This window comes from Arthrobacter sp. AFG20 (assembly GCF_002892795.1).
Lineage (GTDB): Bacteria > Actinomycetota > Actinomycetes > Actinomycetales > Micrococcaceae > Arthrobacter.
In genome coordinates this window covers 32,694-52,542 of record NZ_PJMC01000010.1, presented here as the reverse complement: position 1 = coordinate 52,542, position 19,849 = coordinate 32,694, and the positions used below count along the sequence as shown (strand labels likewise).

Annotated in this window: 18 protein-coding genes; 6 read left to right on the top strand and 12 right to left on the bottom strand. The window is 67.7% G+C overall.

The window, feature by feature from the left end; all coding sequences use genetic code 11:
• Positions 1-123 precede the first annotated feature (123 nt).
• Positions 124-1,497: a class I SAM-dependent RNA methyltransferase gene (locus tag CXZ05_RS13100; RefSeq protein ID WP_102973041.1), complete on the bottom strand. Its 1,374-nt coding sequence runs from the start codon at positions 1,495-1,497 to the stop codon at positions 124-126.
• Entirely contained in the window at positions 1,494-3,470 is a 1,977-nt protein-coding gene (locus CXZ05_RS13095; RefSeq protein WP_258006577.1) for an APC family permease, read from the bottom strand. Before CXZ05_RS13095 ends, CXZ05_RS13100 begins: the two co-directional genes overlap by 4 nt.
• Before the next feature lie 94 nt (positions 3,471-3,564).
• On the opposite strand from CXZ05_RS13095, the gene CXZ05_RS13090 reads away from it, so the two are divergent.
• Together CXZ05_RS13090 and CXZ05_RS13085 are read left to right on the top strand one after the other, a co-directional pair.
• Positions 3,565-4,236, top strand: coding sequence for a TrkA family potassium uptake protein (locus CXZ05_RS13090; protein ID WP_102973040.1), 672 nt, complete (start codon positions 3,565-3,567; stop codon positions 4,234-4,236).
• Complete coding sequence (locus CXZ05_RS13085; protein ID WP_102973039.1) at positions 4,237-5,025, top strand: TrkA family potassium uptake protein; 789 nt, start codon at positions 4,237-4,239, stop codon at positions 5,023-5,025.
• Here CXZ05_RS13085 and CXZ05_RS13080 read toward each other — a convergent pair.
• The 4 genes from CXZ05_RS13080 to dut all read right to left on the bottom strand — a co-directional run bounded on the left by CXZ05_RS13080 (position 4,995) and on the right by dut (position 7,416).
• Positions 4,995-5,750 carry a DUF3159 domain-containing protein gene (locus CXZ05_RS13080; protein ID WP_102973038.1) on the bottom strand — a complete coding sequence of 252 codons (756 nt, stop codon included), beginning with the start codon at positions 5,748-5,750 and terminating at the stop codon, positions 4,995-4,997. The two genes, CXZ05_RS13085 and CXZ05_RS13080, sit on opposite strands and share 31 nt — an antisense overlap.
• The gene (locus tag CXZ05_RS13075) at positions 5,747-6,076 is read right to left on the bottom strand and encodes a hypothetical protein (protein ID WP_102973037.1); all 330 of its coding nucleotides are present in this window, start codon (positions 6,074-6,076) and stop codon (positions 5,747-5,749) included. Before CXZ05_RS13075 ends, CXZ05_RS13080 begins: the two co-directional genes overlap by 4 nt.
• On the bottom strand, positions 6,069-6,782 hold the full coding sequence (locus tag CXZ05_RS13070; RefSeq protein WP_102973036.1) for a DUF3710 domain-containing protein: 714 nt from the start codon (positions 6,780-6,782) through the stop codon (positions 6,069-6,071). The genes CXZ05_RS13075 and CXZ05_RS13070 overlap by 8 nt, the downstream gene beginning before the upstream one ends.
• Positions 6,783-6,855: 73 nt before the next feature.
• Positions 6,856-7,416, bottom strand: coding sequence for a dUTP diphosphatase (gene dut, locus CXZ05_RS13065; protein ID WP_102973035.1), 561 nt, complete (start codon positions 7,414-7,416; stop codon positions 6,856-6,858).
• Between the two features lie 77 nt (positions 7,417-7,493).
• Between dut and CXZ05_RS13060 the strand changes: the two genes are divergently transcribed.
• The gene (locus tag CXZ05_RS13060; RefSeq protein WP_102973034.1) at positions 7,494-7,982 is read left to right on the top strand and encodes a DUF3093 domain-containing protein; all 489 of its coding nucleotides are present in this window, start codon (positions 7,494-7,496) and stop codon (positions 7,980-7,982) included.
• Between the two features lie 28 nt (positions 7,983-8,010).
• Here CXZ05_RS13060 and CXZ05_RS13055 read toward each other — a convergent pair whose 3' ends face one another.
• Entirely contained in the window at positions 8,011-8,310 is a 300-nt protein-coding gene (locus CXZ05_RS13055) for a DUF4193 domain-containing protein (protein WP_102973033.1), read from the bottom strand.
• A 258-nt stretch (positions 8,311-8,568) separates the two neighbouring features.
• On the opposite strand from CXZ05_RS13055, the gene sepH reads away from it, so the two are divergent.
• Positions 8,569-10,056 (top strand): septation protein SepH, encoded by a 1,488-nt coding sequence (gene sepH, locus CXZ05_RS13050; protein WP_102973032.1) that lies wholly within the window; start codon positions 8,569-8,571, stop codon positions 10,054-10,056.
• A gap of 3 nt (positions 10,057-10,059) precedes the next feature.
• On the opposite strand, the gene CXZ05_RS13045 is transcribed toward sepH, so the two are convergent.
• From CXZ05_RS13045 to CXZ05_RS13030, 4 genes are read right to left on the bottom strand one after another with little or no spacing between them, the layout of a single operon-like run.
• Positions 10,060-10,824: a thymidine kinase gene (locus tag CXZ05_RS13045; protein ID WP_102973031.1), complete on the bottom strand. Its 765-nt coding sequence runs from the start codon at positions 10,822-10,824 to the stop codon at positions 10,060-10,062.
• Positions 10,817-12,085, bottom strand: a complete 1,269-nt coding sequence (locus tag CXZ05_RS13040; RefSeq protein ID WP_258006576.1) for an alkaline phosphatase family protein — start codon at positions 12,083-12,085, stop codon at positions 10,817-10,819. The genes CXZ05_RS13045 and CXZ05_RS13040 overlap by 8 nt, the downstream gene beginning before the upstream one ends.
• A gap of 1 nt (position 12,086) precedes the next feature.
• Entirely contained in the window at positions 12,087-12,827 is a 741-nt protein-coding gene (locus tag CXZ05_RS13035; protein ID WP_102973030.1) for a DUF5998 family protein, read from the bottom strand.
• A gap of 44 nt (positions 12,828-12,871) precedes the next feature.
• Positions 12,872-15,562 carry a bifunctional GNAT family N-acetyltransferase/acetate--CoA ligase family protein gene (locus CXZ05_RS13030; protein WP_102973029.1) on the bottom strand — a complete coding sequence of 897 codons (2,691 nt, stop codon included), beginning with the start codon at positions 15,560-15,562 and terminating at the stop codon, positions 12,872-12,874.
• 56 nt (positions 15,563-15,618) lie between these two features.
• On the opposite strand from CXZ05_RS13030, the gene CXZ05_RS13025 reads away from it, so the two are divergent.
• Together CXZ05_RS13025 and CXZ05_RS13020 are read left to right on the top strand one after the other, a co-directional pair.
• Entirely contained in the window at positions 15,619-18,135 is a 2,517-nt protein-coding gene (locus CXZ05_RS13025) for a DNA topoisomerase (ATP-hydrolyzing) subunit A (RefSeq protein WP_102973028.1), read from the top strand.
• A 9-nt stretch (positions 18,136-18,144) separates the two neighbouring features.
• On the top strand, positions 18,145-18,663 hold the full coding sequence (locus CXZ05_RS13020) for a DinB family protein (protein WP_102973027.1): 519 nt from the start codon (positions 18,145-18,147) through the stop codon (positions 18,661-18,663).
• Between the two features lie 19 nt (positions 18,664-18,682).
• Here CXZ05_RS13020 and CXZ05_RS13015 read toward each other — a convergent pair whose 3' ends face one another.
• The gene (locus CXZ05_RS13015) at positions 18,683-19,750 is read right to left on the bottom strand and encodes a GNAT family N-acetyltransferase (protein ID WP_102973026.1); all 1,068 of its coding nucleotides are present in this window, start codon (positions 19,748-19,750) and stop codon (positions 18,683-18,685) included.
• Positions 19,751-19,849: the final 99 nt, after the last annotated feature.

The following is a 19,849-nucleotide window of genomic DNA, read 5'->3' as shown; positions in this document are numbered from 1 at the left end:
TGTCGCGCGGTAGACCGCTTGCTAGTTAGGTCATCCTAACTAGTACAAGGTCGTACACAAGAGCATGGGGTCAGCCGGGAATACGGCGCGCGACGCGGGACTACTAGGCCCATCCTAGCCACATCAGCCGCGGGGAGTCAGCAGTGCGACTGTCTCCAGATGGTGCGTGTGGGGGTACAGGTCGAAGGCCCGCAGCCCTGCCAGCGACCAGCCGCCCTCCTGGAAGTAACCAATATCTCGTGCGAACGACGACGGGTCGCAGGACACGTAGGCAATGGCGCGGGGGCTTGAGGCAATCAGCTGGCTGACCACGGCCTTGCCCGCACCGGCGCGCGGCGGGTCGAGTATGAGGGCGTCGAACTGGCGGGGCCGCTGGCGGAGCACCCGTTCCACCTTGCCCTGCACGATCTCCACCTGCGGTGAACCGTGCAGGTTTTTCCGGGCGTCCCGGCTGGTGCCCGGGGCGCCCTCCACCGACAGGACGGATCCGGTCTCCCCCACGGCGTCGGCCAGCGGCGCCGTGAACAGCCCCGCTCCGGCGTAGAGGTCCGCCACCGCGGCACCGGGTTCCAGGAACCCGCCCTCGTGCAGGAATCCGGTGACGGCGCCCACCAGGGTTTCCGGTGCGTCGCGGTGGATCTGCCAGAACCCTGCACCCGTGACCCGGTAGTCGTGGCCGGCCGCAGATTCCTGCACCCAGGTCCGGCCGCGGAGCTGCAGCGTCTCATTCTTGAGCGGATCGTAGCTGGCCACGGACACGTCCGCGGGAAGCTGGGCCAGGATGGAGTTCAGCCGTTTGGCGCGGGTCCCGGGGGCGGGGGCGAGCAGCACGAGCGGCCGCGAGCCATTGGCAGGCGCGGCCACCTCCACCCGCTCGATGCCCTGAAGGTCAACATCCCACAGGCGCAGGGCGTTGATGCCGTCAACGGCCAGCGGCATTTCCTGTACGGGAATCACCTGGTCGGAGCGGTGGGCGTGCATGCCGAGCCGGCCGCTCTGGGTGACGCCGAAGCTGGCGCGCGTGCGCCACGCAAGGCCGGCCCCGCCGTCGTCCGTCTTTCCGGCGCCGTTGGCTTTTGCGGCCTGTCCGACCCCTTCCACGTCCGGGGAGAGTTCGACGCCGGCCAGCCGGCTGAGCTGTTCGGCCAGCACCTCCGCCTTGAGGCTCCGCTGGCGCTGCAGCGATACGTGGCCGAGTTCGGCGCCGCCGACCGGCGGGCGCCCGTGCGCCCAGGAGCTTGCGGAGTCGGCGGTCCGCCAGAAGTGCGGCACCCGGTCGGGCGAGGCATCGAGGACTTCCACAACGTCCGCGCGCCAGAACTTGGCCTTCTCTTCGGCGTCGGTAAGCCGGACCCGCACCCGCTCCCCCGGGATGCCGTGGCGGACGAAGACGACGCGGCCGTCATGGCGGGCAACGCAGTGTCCGCCGTGGGCGACGGGGCCGACGTCGACCACCAGTTCGAGTCCGGTGGAGGTGGTCTGGGTGTCCGGGCTCATTGAATGTCCTGCAGTCTCTTGGCTTCTTCGGATGATTTGAGCTGCCAGGGGACGCTGGCAACCATGACGCCCGGCTCGAAGTGGAGCCGGGTCTTGATGCGGAGGGCTGTCTGGTTGTGCACCAGCTGCTCCCACCATTTGCCCACCACGTACTCGGGGATATAGACCACGATCAGGTCCCGGGGCGAGTCCCGGCGCATGTTCTTGATGTAGTCCATGATCGGCGTGACCGTCTCGCGGTAGGGGCTGGCGAGGATGGTCAGCGGAACCGGGATCTCCAGTTTCTCCCAGTCGGCAAGGGTGTGCGCTGTTTCCTCGGCGTTGATGTCCACCGTGATGGCATCCAGCCGTGACGGCCGGGAAGCGCGCGCATACGCCAGGGCGCGGAGCACCGGCTTGCGGACGTGGGACACCAGCAGTACGGCATGCACGCGGGTGGGCAGGGCGCGCGGCGACGAATCCTCGTCGACCGCCAGCTCCTTGGCCACGTTGTCGTAGTGGGCGCGGATGCTCCACATGATGAGGAACAGGACAAACATGGCGAGCAGGGCAATCCAGGCACCCTGTTCGAACTTGGTGATCAGCACGATCACCAGCACCAGCGCGGTCATGCCGAAGCCGATCATGTTGATGGTTCGCGACTTGATCATCCTGCGCCGGACTGCCTTGTCCTTGGCCAGTTTCAGCTCGCGGCCCCAGTGCCGGACCATGCCCAGCTGGCTTGCCGTGAACGAGATGAAAACTCCGACGATATACAGCTGGATGAGCTTGGTGACATCCGCGTTGAACGACAGGATCAGGATCAGCGCGCCGGCCGCCAGGGCAAGCACACCGTTGCTGAAGGCAAGCCTGTCGCCGCGGGTGCGCAGCTGCCGGGGCAGGTACCCGTCCTGCGCGAGGATGGACCCCAGGACGGGGAAGCCGTTGAAGGCCGTGTTGGAGGCAAAGACGAGGATGACGCCGGTGGCCGCGACCACGATGTAGAACGGAATGGAGCCGGCGCCGAAAATGGTCTGCGCGATCTGGCTGATGGCCGGGTTCTGGATGTAGCCCTCCGGCAACGGCTGCCCGTTAAGCAGGAATTCAGTGGCCGGGTCCAGCACGATGTGCACTTTGGTGGCGTTGGCCAGGTAGATGATTCCTGCCAGCATGGCCGAGGCGATGATCCCGAGCAGCAGCAGCGTGCTGGCCGCGTTCTTGCTCTTGGGCTTCTGGAAGTTCGGCACGCCGTTGCTGATGGCTTCCACACCTGTCAGGGCTGCGGCACCCGATGAGAATGCCCGCAGCAGCAGGAACGCGCCCGCGAGTCCGACCAGGCCCTCGTCGAAGCCGGGTGAGGGGACGATCGTGAACGCCGCCGACGGCGCCTGGCCCAGCTGTCCGGTCACGGCCTGGAAGATGCCGACGGCGGTCATGCCCAGGATGGATGCCATGAAGATGTACGTCGGCACCGCGAAAACGCTGCCGGCTTCCTTGATGCCGCGCAGGTTGACGAGCGCCAGGATCACCACGCCGATGGTGGCGATCATTGCCTGCCGGCCATGGAGCGACGGGATGGCGGTGGTGAGGTAGGCGGCCGCCGATGACATGGACACGGCAACGGTGAGCACATAGTCCACGAGCAGCGCAGACGCCACAGTCAGTCCGGCGTACTTGCCCAGGTTCTCGTTGGCGATCTCGTAGTCGCCTCCGCCTGAGGGGTAGGCGTGGACGTTCTGGCGGTAGGAAGCCACGACGGTCAGCAGGACCACCATGACGGCGAGGCCCACGAGCGGGGAGAATGCCACGGCGCTCACGCCGGCCAAAGCCAGCGTGAGGAGAATCTCATCAGGGGCGTAGGCCACGGAGGACAGTGCATCCGAGGCGAAGATGGGCAGGGCGATCCTCTTCGGCAGGAGGGTGTGGGCCATCCTGTCGTTCCTGAAGGGCCTCCCCACCAGCACGCGCTTCGCGGCATTCAGAATTGTCAGCACCACACAAAGTTAGTCTGATTCGCACGCGATGTCATGGCAGGTTTCCGGCGGTAGAGTCTTACGGAGCAGTGGGCGAGAGTTGAGGAGAGAACGCGTGGCGCACTTCGTGATCATGGGTTGTGGACGCGTCGGGGCCACCTTGGCGCACACGCTCGAGGATGCCGGCCACTCGGTGGCCATCATCGACCAGGACGACCGCGCCTTCCGCCGCCTCCGCTCGGGCTTCACCGGCCGGAAAGTCACCGGCGTCGGCTTTGACCGCGACACCCTGAAGCAGGCAGGCGTTGCAGACGCCTATGCCTTTGCAGCGGTCTCCAGCGGCGACAACTCCAATATCCTGGCGACCAGGGTGGCGCGCGAGACATTCCACGTGCCGCACGTCGTGGCCCGCATCTATGATCCCGGCCGCGCCGAGATTTACCAGCGGCTGGGCATCCCCACGGTGGCCGCGGTGCGCTGGAGCGCCGACCAGGTCCTGCGCCGCATCCTTCCCGAACAGCACCTCGCCGGAGACTTCCGCGACCCCTCGGGCCGCCTCGTGCTGGCCGAACTCGACCTCCACCCGGAATGGGTGGGCCATCCGGTCACCACCATCGAAAAGGTGGCCGACGTGCGGGTCGCCTACCTGACCAGGTTCGGCGAGGGGATGCTGCCCGCCGCGGGCACTTCCTACCAGGACGGCGACAGCGTGCACGCCATGCTGCGGGCGGACCGCACGTCCGAAGTCGCCCACATCCTCGCCAAAGCACCCGCCAAGGAGTCCTAAGTGAAAGTCGTCATCGTCGGGGCCGGAAGCGTCGGCTCCTCGATTGCCCGTGAGCTGCTGGCCCACAAACACGAAATCCTGCTGATCGACCTGAAGCCCGAAGTGATCGGGCGCAGCGGCCTGCGCGGCGCGCACTGGCTGGTGGGCGACGCCTGTGAGCTGAGCACCTTGCAGGACGCGAAGCTTGAGGATGCGGACGTGGTGGTTTCCGCCACGGGCGATGACAAGGTGAACCTCGTCGTCTCATTGCTGGCCAAGACCGAGTTTGGCATCGGGCGCACCGTGGGGCGCGTGAACAACCCGAAGAACGACTGGATGTTCAATGACTCCTGGGGCGTGGACGTTGCCGTGAACACGCCGCAGCTCATGACAGCACTGGTGGAGGAAGCCGTTGAGATCGGCGACCTCGTCCGGCTCCTGACCCTGCAGACTGGTGTCTCGTCCATCGTCGAGTTCACGGTGCCGCATGACTCCCACGCCATCGGACTGACGGTAGGCGACATTGACTGGCCGGAGGACTCCACGCTGGTGGCCATCCTGCGGGACCAGGCTCCGATCACGCCCAGCCGCGACGATGTCATAGACGGCGGCGACGAGCTGTTTTTCGTCACCACCATCGCGGCGGAAAACCAGCTGCGGGAGCTCCTGTCGCCCGGCTCCAGCGAAGGGGACGCGCCCAGTGAGGGGAACGGTTCAGGTGAGGGGAACGGTTCAGGTGAGGGGCAGGGCGGGGCAGCGGCGGCGCCGGCAACTGCAGATCAGCTGGACGACGACGGCTTCGACGGCTGACCGTCAGGCGTTGCCGCGGGCCGGGTGATGAGCCAGGCGAGCCACACACCGAGGATGTACAGCGGCGCTCCCATGATGAGCCTGGTGGTGGCCAATGCCGTCAGCCCGTCCGGACCCATCAGGTACAGCGGAACCTGAACCAGCAGGCGCAGCAGCAGCACGCCGACGATGATCCATGTGCCCAGCCGGTAGGCGCGCACCCGGGCCGGGTCCTTGCGCCAGTTCAGGCCTTCGTTCCGGATGAACCCGAACAGCAGGCCCGCGATCGGCCAGCGGACGGCAATGGAGATGACCATCGCCACGATGTAGGCCGCGTTGGTCAGGAATCCGGGAAGATAAAAGTTTTCTGCCTTGCCGGTGGTGTTGGCGAGCCACGCGGAGATGCCCACACCGACGACGCCAGCCAGTGCCTGGGTCAGCGGACGGCGCTGCACGAGCCGGACCACCGTGAAGACGGCGGCAGTGCCCAGGGCCGCAATGAGCGACGGCGTCAGGGCAGTGGTGGCGGTGAAGGCGACCAGGAAGACCAGGCCGGGCAAGATGCTCTCGGCGATTCCCTGGTAACCGCCGGCGCTCTTGAGCACGTCGATGCGGCCGTCGTGGGTGCGGTGCAGCCCTGCCTTGGACGCGTAGTCCTCGGCCAGCCCTGCAAAACCCGGGGTCTCGGGCGCGGGCTTGGGCTCCTCGCGGCCCGGTCCCGAGTCGGGGTTCTCAGGCAAAGTCATTGGTTCTCCTGGCGGGAAAGTATCTCGTAGCGGGGGTTGAACATGGTGGGCATGCCTTCCTTGACGGTCAGCATGCCTTCGAGTTTGAGTTCCGTCCCCGCGTCAATCCCTGGAATGCGGCGGCGGCCCAGCCAGATGACCCGCAGCCGCCCGCGTCGTTCCGTGACCGGGGTGTCATGGTCCGAGACGATGGCCATGAAGGCTGCCACCTGCGACGGGGGCGCGTAGGTTACCGACTCGATAAATCCGTGGCACAGGACGCGCCCGCGCCCCGGCAGCCCGCGGATGGGTACCGCGTGGTCCTGCGGGCCGCCTGCATCAACCAATCTGGGTGATCTCCGGACCGCGCTCGGGCTGCTGGAGGTCCGGCTCTGCAGGGGGCACGGGTCCGGCGGCGTCCTTGGGCAGGCGCAGCTGCAACAGTTCGCGGGGCGGCATGGGGTTCTCGCCCCTGATGACGACGATCTTCCGGAACAGGTCCTCGAGGCCGGCGGCCGCTTCACGGTCCAGCGCGGCCTCGCCGCCGAAAACGCCGCGAAGGAACCAGCGGGGGCCGTCGACGCCAATGAAGCGGGCGACGCGGTAACCCTGGCTGCCGTCCGGGGCACCCGCCGGCAGCTTGGCCATGAGTTCGACGCCGTACTCTCCCGGGATCTCCTCAACCTGGCCGCCCTGTCCACCGACAGACTGCCCGAGCTGCTCCCGGATCTCGTCCCAAAGCCCTTCGGACCGGGGCGCGGCAAATGCCTGCAGCTGCAGGCTCGACCCCTCAAGGTCCATGGTTACGGCGACGACGCGCTGGGTTGCTTCCTCAACTTCGAGCCGGAGCTGGAGTCCGTCGCGCGGGGCAATGAGCAGGGCGCCGAGGTCCACATAGCCGTCGCGGCTGCTGACCTCGGAGACGTCGAAGGGGCCGTTGGCCCTGCGGTCGTCCGCGGCATTCCCGGCCGGATCCGGGGTGACATCCTCCTGGACGTCCTCCAGTTCTGCCGATTCCTGCTTCTTGGCTTTCTTGCCCCGCCCAAAAACCATGCGTTGTCTCCTTAGTTGTGATCGTGTCGCGCGCCCCGAATCGCGGGTGTGCAGCTAAGCCGGTGTTGTGCCGCTACGCACCCGGGACGGCAAACCCGCCCGTGGAGCCGAACCCGCCGGCACCGCGGACAGAGTCGTTCAGCTCGCCCACGGCGACGAACTGCGCGTGCTCCACGCGCTGGATCACCATCTGTGCAATTCTATCGCCGCGCCGCAGCTCTATGGCTTGGTCCCGGTCGGTGTTGAGCAGCGTCACCGCGATCTCTCCGCGGTACCCGGCGTCCACAGTGCCCGGTGCATTAACGACGGTAAGGCCGTGCTTGGTGGCGAGGCCAGAGCGGGGGTGGATGAGGGCCACAAAGCCATCCGGCAGGGCGATGGATACACCGGTGGGGACGAGGCGCCGCTCGCCCGGCTCGAGCACCACGTCCTCGCGGGCCCGCAGATCCGCCCCGGCGTCACCGGGGTGGGCGTACGACGGCGCTTCCAAACCGTCGTCGAGCATTTTCAGCTGCACCTGCACCGTGGGTGCTCCGAAGTCCGCCCTGGGGGGCTGCGCAGCGTCACCCGCGGGGGCCTGCTGCGCCGGAGCCTGATGTGCGAGGGATGTCATGGCCGTTGATTCGTCAGTCACAGTCCCACACTCTATCGCCCGGGCTCTGACTCCTCCTACTGCAGAAGGTCCGCACTACTGGCCACTAAGCTGGGGTCATGCCCGAATCAAGCGCCGCCGTTCCTTCCCGCAACCCGTCTTCACCGGACGAAACGGTGATTTTCTCCGAGAAGCTGTGGCCCGGCGCCTGGATTTGGGTTGTCGCCTTAGGTATCGCATCGGCCGGCATCCTGGTCTTCGCCCCCATCAGTATGGTGGCTGGCTTCACCGCGGCTGCTGTTCTGTTCGCCATCGAAGCCGTACTGCTGGTCCTGTCCACGCCGTCAGTGTCTGTGACCACGCGCACCGTCCAGGTGGGCCGGGCCAGCATCGAGCGCAGCCTGATCGGCGGGGCTGCGCCGCACCGCGGCAAAGAGGCGACGGCGGAGCGCGGCACACGCCTGAACGGCCTCGCCTACATGTGCATCCGGGGGTGGATCGATCCGGTGGTCAGGATCGAGATCACCGACCCGTCGGACCCCACGCCGTACTGGCTGACGTCCACCCGCCGCCCGGAGGAACTCGCGGCCGCCATCAACGGGAAGTAAGCAGGCGCCTAGCCCCTCACAGTCGCGCCTAGCCCTCACAGTCGCGACAGTACAGCAGCCCGTTCTTTTCGCTGGCGATCTGGGAGCGGTGCCGGACCAGGAAGCATGAGGCACACGTGAATTCATCAGCCTGGGCAGGCATTACGCGGACCGTCAGCTCCTCGCCGGACAGGTCCGCTCCGGGAAGCTCGTAGCCTTCGGCGAGGTCGGATTCGTCCTCCTCGACCACCGCCGTCGGCTTCTCCACACGGCGGGTCTTCAGCTCCTCAATCGAGTCCTCGCTGAGGTCCTCTTCAGACTTCCGCGGCGCATCGTAATCAGTCGCCATGGCCTGCTGTCACACTCCGTCGAATCGCTCGAATGACTCATCCGGCACAACACGGAACGAACCTGGTTTGTGCCCGGTCACGCGACATTTTCCCTTCTGCCGCGGGGAAAAGCCATATCCGGAACCAACGCCTCCCCCGGGCCTCCACCTGCCGGCCAAAACTCCCGGAATTTCGCGGCGCGCCCTCTCCCCTAACGGGAAAAGACAGTGCGGGGTGGCAGAGTTTCGAATGATAGTAATGCCAGGGTGGAGGATTGTATGCAGGATCTACGGCTTGTAGGCGTGCACGACGACGGGGAGCATCTCCTGTTAAGCGGTACCGCCGGCGCAATGTTCCGGCTGCCGATCAACGAGGCGCTCAGACTGGCTGCCAGCCGGCCCTCTGCACGCCCGTCCGCGGTTGCCCCCGTGGCCTTGTCCCCCCGCGACATCCAGGCGAGAATCCGCAGCGGCTCCACGGCAGCCGAGGTTGCCGCCGCCTGCGGCATGCCGCTGGAAAAGGTGGAGCGGTACGAAGGGCCAGTCCTGGCCGAACGCGCGTACATCGCCCAGCGGGCCCAGAAGGTGGAGGTCGCCTCCCCCGCCCCGGGGCACGACGCCTACCGTTCAGCTTTCGGCGACAACTCTGCCACCCTCGGCGACATGGTGGCCCACCGGCTCACCGCCCATGGCATCCAGTCCTCCACACTTGAGTGGGATTCGTGGCGCCGGCCGGACGGCACCTGGACCGTGGTGGCCAAGTTTGACGCCGCCCCCGGGGGCCATGCGAGCATCGGTGAAGAACCCCCCGCGGTGTGGACCTTCAACCCCACCCGCAAATCCCTGCAAAACGCGAACCGCTGGGCCCAGCAGCTCAGCGAACTGGAGCCATTGGACGGACCTGTGCCGGCCCGCCGGCTGTCCGCGGTGTCCGACAGGCCTTTCGACTTCGAAACCGACGCGGAGGCGGCCGCCCGCACCGGCATTGGGGCCGGCGCTGGCACCGGCATCGAGCAGCAGAAGGACCCGGACGGCCTGCTGGACATGCTGCGTTCGCGGCGCGGCCAGCGGCTCGGCGTGGATGAGGACAGCGACGACGCCCTGGCGCTGCTGCTGGCAAACGGTGTCCCGGCCGCCCACCCGCGGGCGGAGGAAGCACCTGCAGGCACAGAAGCCGAATCCCCGGCCGACGGCTCCTGGCAGTCAGATAGTTCGGTGGATCCGGATGATTCTGTGCAGCAGGACGGTGCAGAACAGGATCCCGGGTCGGACCCGGAGGATAACGACGGCGCCGCCGAGGCTCCGGCGGCGGAGTTCACGCTGGCACGACGCCGCGACGGCCGGCCCTCGATGGTCTCCCGCCTCAACCTGGTTCCGCGACACGAGGACCCCGAGGACGAGTCGCTGAAGCTGCACGACGGCGTCAGCACCCAAACGCGCGAAATCACCATAGTCCCGGGTCACCCAGCAGCCGGAAAAGACAGTCCGGCCAAGCCTGACGAGCCGGCATCACCGGCGGGGCAAGCCACCGGCCCGGTTACCGGCCGTCCGGCGCCTGCCAACCCGGGACTGGACGAGCTCCTGGGCCGCGGCAATGCCCGGCGCCGCATAGAGGGAAGCCGCATGGACGGGGCACGGCCGCAGCCTGGCCAGGGAGCGGCCCGCGCCGATCAGGAGCGGGACGAACCGGAACGGCAGCCGTCCCGGCCGAAGCGCTCGAGTGTTCCCAGCTGGGACGAAATCGTGTTCGGCACCCGCGGCGACTAAGTATTAGCTTCCAGACCGGCCGCCGACACCGGCACTTCCACCAGCACTGGACCCGCTGGAACCGTGCCACAGGCAGGCGTCCACCTCGAACGGGAGCAGCTGGTCCTGCTGGGCAATGATGCTGGCGCCGTGAGCGGTGACGCGGCGCATGAAGTGCCTCCGGCACAGCGTTTCGTAGCCCACGACAGGTACATAGCCTGCACCACTGCCGGGACCGCCGGCCGCAGGATCAACGGCCATGTCCACGTCACCGACCACCACCTGGGCACCTTCGGTGACCATCACGCCGTCGACCGTCCTGGCGTTATGCGTCGAGCGCCGGCCGCACCAGCACAGCGCTTCGACCTGCAGGACCTGCACGCGGTCCGCGAGTTCAATCAGGCGCTGCGAACCCGGGAAGAGGCGGGTCCGGAAGTCCGCGGTGATGCCGAAGGCAAAGACGTCCACCTCGATCTCATCCACCACGCGTGCCAGCTGCTCGACCTGGGCCGCTGAATAGAACTGTGCTTCGTCGCAGATGAGGTAGTCCACGCGGATCCCCTGGGTCCGGCGGAGCACCACTTCGTCCCAGAAGTCCGTGGAATCGACGACTTCCACAGCTTCGGTCTGCAGCCCCAGGCGGCTGGAGATTTTGGAGTCGCCGGCACGGTCGTTGCGGCTGAACCGCACCCCGCCCCGGCCGCGGGCCCGGTGGTTGTAGTCCATCTGCAGGGCAAGCGTGGACTTGCCGGAGTCCATGGTTCCGGAGAAGAAGACGAGCTCAGCCACGGGATCCCCGGCGGCTGCCTGCCTTGCCGGACGCTGTCTTGCCCGAAGCCTGGAAACTGAGCAGCGGGACTTCGCGTTCGGCCTTGGTCAGGGAACCATGCTGGCCCACCACTTCCATGGCCGTCGGACGCACCCGGCGCGTGTCGTAGAACGCCAGCGAGTCCCGGGCTGCCACCATCACATCGCCCAGCCGACCCGTGACCTCGGGCCGGACCGTTCCGAAGAGCCCTGCAGCCACGGCTTCCGCCCTGGTGAAGGCCCAGATCCTATCGCCGAAGCGGCCACGCCAGGCCCCCAGGAGACGATCCCTTGCGGCATCGCCGGCGTCGTCCTCCATGTACAGGTGCACCATGCGCGGTTCCCCCGCGGTGTGCCGGACGCCGTCCACGAGGGCGGGATCGGCGGCGTAGTCGAGGCGCTGTGACTCGGCGACGTCCAGCATGCCATGGTCGGCCGTGACCAGCACTGTTGTTCCGGCCGGGAGGGTCGAATCCAGGCGCTTGACGGTGGCATCCAGCTCCTCGAGCTGGTGCTCCCACTGCGGCGACTGTGCGCCGTACCGGTGTCCGGCCTTGTCCAGGTCGTTCACGTAGAAGTACATGAGGGCGGGCTCCCCGTCAGCCATCGCCTCGGCCGCCGCCTCGGTGCGGGCGTGGGAGCTAGTGCCGGCGACGAAGGTGCCGCCGCGCAGCGCAGCCTGGGTCATGGGCGAGCCGCCGAACTGGGGCAGGCTGACGGTGGTGACGGCAACGTGTGCGGAGGCACGTTCGAAGACCGTGGGGAAGGGTTGCCACTGCTGCGGGTCCACGCCGGCATCCCAGTTGCCCAGCATGTTGACCACCTTGTCCTGGTCCGGATCCAGCACGTCATATCCCACCAGTCCGTGCTGGCCCGGAGCAAGTCCCGTGCCCAGGCTCGCGAGGGAGGCTGCGGTGGTCGAAGGAAACGCGGCATCCAGCCATACGGGCACGGCACCCTGGCCCTGCTGCAGGACGCCCCGGAGGAAGGGCGTGTGCGCGGTCTTCTGCTTGAGCAGGCCGCGTCCCAGCCCGTCGGCCAGGACCACGCACACGCGCTTGGCCTGCGGGAGGCCCAGCGCGTTCTCGAAGCCCGGTACCCCGAGGCTGGCCGCCGCGCTGCCCAGCACCTCGGCCACGGAGCGGCGGCCGTAGGCCGGGGCGGCCGGCAACCCGCTTACGGCAGGCCCGGATTCCGTGGTTCGTATTTCAGAGTTTGAGGAATGGTTGTCCTGTACCCGCATCTCAGCGCTTGTGCCCGCGGCTGAGCCGGTTGGCAAAAACGCCCATGCGGGGACGCGGGTGGGTGGCTGACGGCGCGTGCCGCGCCGGGGTGGGGGATCCGGTGTTCACCGCGCGAAGGGCACGGGCAAAAAGCTTGGCATCCTGGACCGCCTGCAGGCCGTCCGCCTCAGCGCTGATGCGCAGGACGATGTCCTCCTGGGCGATGGTGCCGCTGTAGCCGTGGTCGGCCTCGCACTGCGGGTCGCCGCAGCTCGCCGGGCCCATGTCCAGGCGCTGGCCGCCGGACCAGGCGATGGACAGGGTGACCTCGCGGACGGGATCGGAAGGCTTGTAGTTCTGCGGCTGGGCGTACATGTAGCTCAGGACCACCGAGCGGATCTGCGCCACCGGGACGGACTCCGTGGAAATCTGTGCCACGATCTGCTCGCCCGCCTCATCGAGCTGCTGGTCGTCCACGTGCGTGATCACCAGCATGTCCTCGGTGAGGACCAGGACGGTGATGTGCCTGCGGACCTCGGCACGGTCAAAATGCGTCTCGAGGTGGACCAGGTGTGCAAGGCAGTCCCGGCCGTCCAGGGCGTCATCCACCACGTCGGCTACCAGCAGCGGGTAAAAGCCGGCCTGCTGCAGTGCGCCTTCGAGGCTCTGGCCCTGCACGCTGTGGTTGTGTGAGCTGTGGTGGAAAGCCTGCGGGCTGTGGTCGGGCGCTTGAGGCTTCGAGGTGGGAGGCTGGGAGCTCATTTCCCCATTTTCACAGATCGGTGTGGCACATGCTAACCCGGCAGCTAGCTGCGCATTGCCCGCCGCGCACTGTCGGTGCGCTGCGCAGCGTTGCCGATCCGCACGTCGGCGGCAAGGATGAACGCCCCATGCGGCGTGGACAGGACCGGGTTGAACTCGACGAGGGCTATCTCCGGGTGCGCATCCTTGAGCCGTGCCAACCTGGCCGTCACATCCTCCAGGGCTGCAACGTCCACGGCGGGCAGGCCCTGGTACCCGAACAGCTTCCGGGACGCGCGCGGGCTGCGGATCAGGTCGCGGAGGTCGGCGCCGGAGAGCGGCGGTGCCCGGTGCGCCCAGTCGTCCAGCAGGTTCACGGCGTCGCCGGCCAGCCCGAAGGACACCACCGGACCCAGCAGGGGGTCCTCGATGGCGCGCAGGGTGCAGGCCTGTCCTACCGGAGCCATGGTCTGGACCTCCAGCGACGAGGAACCATAGGGCTCCAGCGCCCGCCGCATCTGAAGGATATTCACCCGGAGGGATTCGGCGTCCTGGATATCCAGCCGCACCCCGCCCAGGTCCAGCCGGTGGCGCAGAGTGGGATCGGTGGTCTTCAGTGCCACCGGCCAGCCCAGCCTGCCCGCCGCCTCCACGGCTTCATCGTCCGTTTCGAAGCCTTCCGAGGGCATGACCCTGATCCCGTAATGGGCCAGCAGGCGGGCCGCGTCGCCGGGACTGAGTTTCTTGAGTTGCTCGCCACGGACATCGGCCAGCAGGTTTTCGAGGTCGGCGTGCGCGGCGTCAGGATCGCACCCGTCAGGATCCACAAAGAGGCCTTGGTCCCGTTCCGCCCATTCGGCATACCGCACCACGGCGGACAGGGCGGCCACCGCCGCCCCGGGGTTCGAGTAGCACGGCACCGGTGCCGCGCCGGAGCCTTCCCCCACCATGCCTTCCACGTACACCGACGGATCGAGGATGCCGGTGAACGCCGCCACCACCGGCTTTCCGGCCTCCGCGGAGGATTCTGCGAGCGCCCCGGCAATCTTTTCCACGGTCAGCCCGCGGGCCGGAAGGAAGGCAACCACGGCGGCGTGGACCGCCTCTGTGGCCAGGACTTCCCGGAGCCGGTCCCGCAGGGCGGGCAGGGCACGGGACATGCCGGCGTCCAGATCCAGCTCCGTCACGAGCTCCGCAACGCCCAGGCCGTGGGACACGGCGCTGTCCGCCACTACTTTCCCCAGCGCCCCGGAGTTGCTGAACACCGCGACGCCGGCTCCCTTGGGGAGCGGCTGGGAGGACACGATCTGCGCCACGTCCATGAGCTGTTCGATGGTCTCCACGCGGATCACGCCGGACTGGCGCATCATCGAGTCCAGCGCATCGGCGGGAGCCTGGGTGGTGCGCACGGCATGGCCGGGCGGCAACTGCAGCCCCATGGAGGTGGACTTGGCCACAATGACCGGCTTGGTACGCGCGAGCCGCCGGGCGATGCGCGAGAATTTGCGCGGGTTGCCGATCGACTCCAGGTAGAGGCCCACGGCGGTGGTGTCGGCGTCGTCCTCCCAGAACTGCATCATGTCGTTGCCGGACACATCGGCCCGGTTTCCGGCCGACAGGAAGGTGGAGATGCCGGCGCGGCGCCGGCTGGACGCCGCGTACAGCGCCACACCGATCGCCGCGGACTGGCTGAACAGCCCCAGGCCGCCGCCGCGGGCCAGGCTGGGCGCCATGGAGGCGTTCAGCGACACCGCGGAGTTGGTGTTCACGATGCCGAGCGAGGCCGGCCCGATGACCCGCATCCCGTTGGCCCGCGCCTGCCGCACCAGCTCACGCTGCCGGGCAAGGCCCCGCTCCCCGTCCTCGGTGAATCCCGCGGAGGCCACCAGGACCCCCTTCACGCCGGCGGCCGCGCACTCATCCACCACCTTGGGGACTTCCTCGTAAGGCACCGCGACGATCGCCAGCTGCACCGGACCGGGCACCTCGGAAAGCTTGCCGAAGGACTGCATACCGGCAAGCTCAAAGGCTTCGGGGTTGATGGCGTAGACGGGGCCGGTAAAGCCGCCCTCGATGATGTGTTCCAGGAGCTGGTAACCCACAGTCCCCCACCGGCGGCTCGCACCGATCACCGCCACCGACGACGGCGCCAGCAGGTCCTGGACGCTCCTCGCCTCCGCGCGGTGCTCCCGGGCTTCCATCACGGCGCGTGATTTGTCCGTGGGGTCGATGTTGAACTCCAGGCTCACCACGCCGTCGTCGAAATGGCGTTTGACGTCGTACCCGGCGTCGGAGAAGACCATGAGCATTTTGCGGTTCTCGGGCAGGACCTCGGCGCTGAACCGGCGGATCCCGTTTTCGCGGGCCGCCGCCGCGAGGTGCTCCAGCAGGATCGAGCCTATGCCGCGGCCCTGGTGCGCGTCGGCGATGTTGAAGGCCACCTCGGCCTCCGCGGGGTCGTCGAGCCGGTCGTACCGGCCGATGCCGATGATGTCCCCGCCGATGGTGATCACGAAGGCCACCCGGTCCCGGTAATCCACCTCGGTGAAACGCTTGAGTTCGCGGCTGGAGAGCCGCTCCTTGAAGGCGAAGAACCGCATGTAGATGGAGTTCTGCGACTGCCGTGTGTGGAAGGTCTGCACGGCGTCCGCGTCAGTGGGATGGATGGGCCGCAAATGCGCTGTTCCGCCGTCCCTCAGAACGACATCGGCCTCCCAATATTCCGGATATTCGCCGTCCCCGGGCTGATCCACCATAGGCTTAGCCTAGCTAAACCTCCCGAAGTGCACCCCAAAAAGGATCCACCAGCCCCATGGCACGCCGCCAAACACGCACCCCCGCAGGGGAAACAGTCCAGGACTACACCGAAAACATCGTTGATATCGACGTGACTTCCGAGATGGAAGGCTCCTTCCTGGAGTACGCGTACTCGGTCATCTACTCCCGGGCGCTGCCCGACGCCCGGGACGGCCTGAAGCCCGTCCAGCGGCGCATCCTCTACATGATGAGCGACATGGGCCTCCGCCCGGACCGGGGCCACGTCAAGAGCGCCCGCGTGGTGGGTGAGGTCATGGGCAAGCTCCACCCGCACGGCGACACCGCCATCTATGACGCCATGGTTCGCATGGCCCAGGACTTCTCGCTCCGGCTTCCCCTGATCGACGGCCATGGCAACTTCGGCTCCCTCGACGACGGCCCCGCGGCACCGCGGTACACCGAGGCCCGCCTGGCGGCGGCAGCGCTCACCATGACGGACCACCTCGATGAGGACGTGGTGGACTTCGTCCCCAACTACGACAACCAGCTCACCCAGCCGGAGGTCCTGCCCGCCGCGTTCCCCAACCTGCTGGTGAACGGCACCACCGGCATCGCCGTCGGCATGGCCACGAACATGGCCCCCCACAACCTGGTGGAAGTCATCTCCGCCGCCCGGCACCTCATCGCCAACCCGGACGCCACGCTGGAAGACGTCATGCGCTTCGTCCCCGGCCCCGACCTGCCCACCGGCGGCCGCATCGTGGGCCTGGACGGAATCCGGGACGCCTACGCCACGGGCCGCGGTTCCTTCAAGACCCGCGCCAAGGTGGAGGTGGAGCAGCTCTCGGCCCGCCGGACCGGCCTCGTGGTCACCGAACTGCCGTACATGGTGGGCCCGGAAAAGGTGATCGAGAAGATCAAGGACGCGGTCAACGGCAAGAAGCTGGCGGGCATTAGCGACGTCGTGGACCTGACCGACCGCAAGCACGGCCTCCGGCTGGTCATCGAGCTGAAGAACGGTTTCAACCCCAACGCCGTGCTCCAACAGCTCTACCGCTACTCGCCGATGGAGGACTCCTTCGGCATCAACAACGTCACCCTGGTGGACGGGCAGCCGCAGACGCTGGGGCTGCTCCAGCTGCTCACCGTCTACGTGGACCACCGCATCTCGGTGGTGCGCCGCCGCACGGTGTTCCGGCTCGGAAAGAAGAAGGACCGACTCCACCTGGTCGAGGGCCTCCTCATCGCCATCGTGGACATCGACGAGGTCATCCAGATCATCCGGTCCTCGGACGAGGCCTCCGCGGCGCGCGAACGGCTGATGTCCATCTACGACCTCTCCGAAATCCAGGCGAACTACATCCTTGAGCTCCGCCTCCGCCAGCTGACCAAGTACAGCCGGATCGAGCTCGAAAAGGAACAGGACCAGCTTCGCAAGGAGATTGCCGAACTGGAGGCCATCCTCGAATCCGATCAGCTGCTGCGGGAGCTGGTGTCCGGCGAACTCGCGGAGATCGCGGAGAAATACGGAACGCCGCGGCGGACGGTGCTCCTCGAATCCGAGGCAGTGTCCCCGACTGTGGCCAGCGCCGCCGCCGTCGAGGGAAAGGCAGGGGCCAAGGGCAAGCCCACTCCCCTGGCCCTCGAGATCGCGGACGACCCGTGCTGGGCGATCCTCACGGCCTCCGGGCAGATTGCCCGCACCGCCAACCAGGACAGCCTGGCCGAGACCGGACCGCGCTCCAAGCACGACGTGTTCCGCTCGGTGGTCAAGACCTCCGCCCGGGGCGAGATCGCCGCAATCACGTCCCACGGGCGCATGCTGCGGATCCAGGTGATGGATATGCCCGTCCTGCCGCCGGTCTCGGGCCTGCCGAACCTCGCCGGCGGTGTTCCGGCCAAGGACTTCATTACCCTGCTGAAGGGTGAGACCCTCGTGGCGTTCGCCCCGCTTGATGTTGTGCTGGCGATCGGCACGGCGCAGGGCATCGTGAAGCGGGTGCAGCCGGATTACCCCCTGAACCGTGAGGACTGGGAGGTGATCACGCTGAAGGACAAGGACACCGTGGTGGGCGTGGCGCCGGCAGGGTCCGACGACGCCGACCTTGTGTTCCTGACGCGGCAGGCACAGCTGCTGCGGTTCAGCGCCGCCGTCGTCCGCCCGCAGGGCAGGACGGCCGGCGGCATGGCGGGCATCAAACTTGCCGCCGGCGACCAGGTGGTGTTCTTCGGTGCGGTCGCCCCCGGCGACGAGGCCGCCGTCGTCGTCACCATTTCCGGCACGGAAGGTGCCCTGCCGGGCACCGCCCCCGGGGCTGCCAAGGTGACGGCCTTTGACGAATACCCGGCGAAGGGCCGCGCTACCGCCGGAGTCCGGGCACACCGGTTCCTGAAGGGTGAGGACACGCTGCTGCTGGCGTGGGCCGGCCACGGCCCGGCGAAGGCGTCGTCGTCGGCAGGCGTAGCCCGCTCGCTGCCCCAGGAGCATGGCCGGCGCGACGGTTCGGGCATCCCGCTTTCGCAGGCGGTGGACGTGATCGGTCCGAGCATGGCCTGGCCGGAATCCGCCTAGACTACTGCCATGCCTATCATCCCGGATGAAAAGGACTGGACCTGGGTCCTGTCCCGCCCCTGCAGCCAGTGCGGCTTCGACGCGTCCACCGTTACGCCGTCGACTGTTCCCGGCAGCGTCGAAAACATGCTGCCGCGCTGGCGGGCCGTGCTCCGGCGGCCGGACGCCGGCGAACGCCCGGACAGCAGCACCTGGTCCGCGCTGGAGTACGCCTGCCATGTCAGGGATGTGTTCAACCTCTTCGACCGCCGTCTCAACCTGATGCTCAGCGAGGACAATGCCAAGTTTGAGAACTGGGACCAGGACCAGACGGCGGTGGAGAGCGACTACGCGAACGCCGACCCCGCCGTGGTGAGCGCCGAGCTCACCGCGGAGGGCGGGCAGGTGGCGGCGTCCTTCGCCAGGGTGCAGGAGTCGCAGTGGGACCGGACCGGGCTGCGCAGCAACGGCTCGGAGTTCACCGTCCTGACGCTCGCGCAGTATTTCCTGCACGACGTCGTCCATCACCTTGCGGACGTGGACGGCTGACCGGCGGTTTACGTCAGAGCTACAGCACCTTGTCCCACGCGAGGCTCGTATTGACCGGGACGTAACCCATCTTGCGGTACAGCGCCATGGCCCCGGTGGGGTTCTCGGAGTCCACGTCCAGTGACGCCTTGTCCAGGCCGGCGGCGGCAAAGCGCCGCATGGCGTCGGCCAGAAGTGCCTGCGCGACGCCGCGCCCGCGGAACTCCCGGCGGACACCGAGCAGGTCCGTGTAGCCCTCGCTGAATCCGCGCGTCACGGCGGTGTCCGGGTCGTGGCTGGCCAGCTGGTAGCCAACGACCTCACCCGTGCTGCTCGCCAGCACAACGGCGCTGAGATCGGGCCGGGCCAGGGGGTCGTTGACCACGAAGCCCCATGACTCCTCGTCCCGCGGTTCGCTTCCCCAGTGATCGGCGAAGATTTGGTTGTGCGCCAGGCGCAGGGCTTCGCTCAGTCCTGGTTCCATCGGCACCAGCTCCAAGCCGTGCTCCAGTGGCGCCTCGGGCAGCGGAGCCGAGAGCGGACGGTGCATCTCGTTGTAGTAGCGGACCACCCCATACCCGGACTCCTCCAGGAGCGCGCACTGGTGCTGCTGCTTCTGTTCAATGAAAATCCGCAGCCGCGGTACAAGCTCTGCAGTGCCTGGCCCTGCATTGCCTGGCCCTGCTCCGTCCGGCCCCACACCGGCATCCTCGGTGAACCGCTGCCTGGTCCGCGCCTCCAGCCAGGACAGGAGGGCTGAGCCGACGCCGCGGCGCTGCCACTGCGGGTCCACGGCACAGAATCCGTGAGCCTTGGCCCCGTCCTTGTTCTTGGTGAGGCGGGCGTATGCCCGGGCGATGCCGTCGGAGTCCAGGCCCAGTACCGTGTTCGGCCCCACCGGGTTGTTCTTGGACTCCATGATCTGTTCCAGGTCCGCCCGCCGTTCAAACCACACCGGCTCCTCGACGGCCGCGGTGCGGGCGATCAGCGCAGCCCACGCGTCCAGGTCCGCGGGTCTGGCGCTGCGCCAGTGCAGTTCCGGAAAGCCGACGGCCGTCAGCTCAGGTGAGCCGTCCGCGGTCAGGTCAGAGGCGTCCGTGTGCGTCATGGGAACAGGCTAGCCGCCGGGAAGAGGCGGCGCCATCATTCCTGACGCTGGCTGGTACTCCTGACGCGATGGCACGGGAAGCCTTAGGCTGGTGCCATC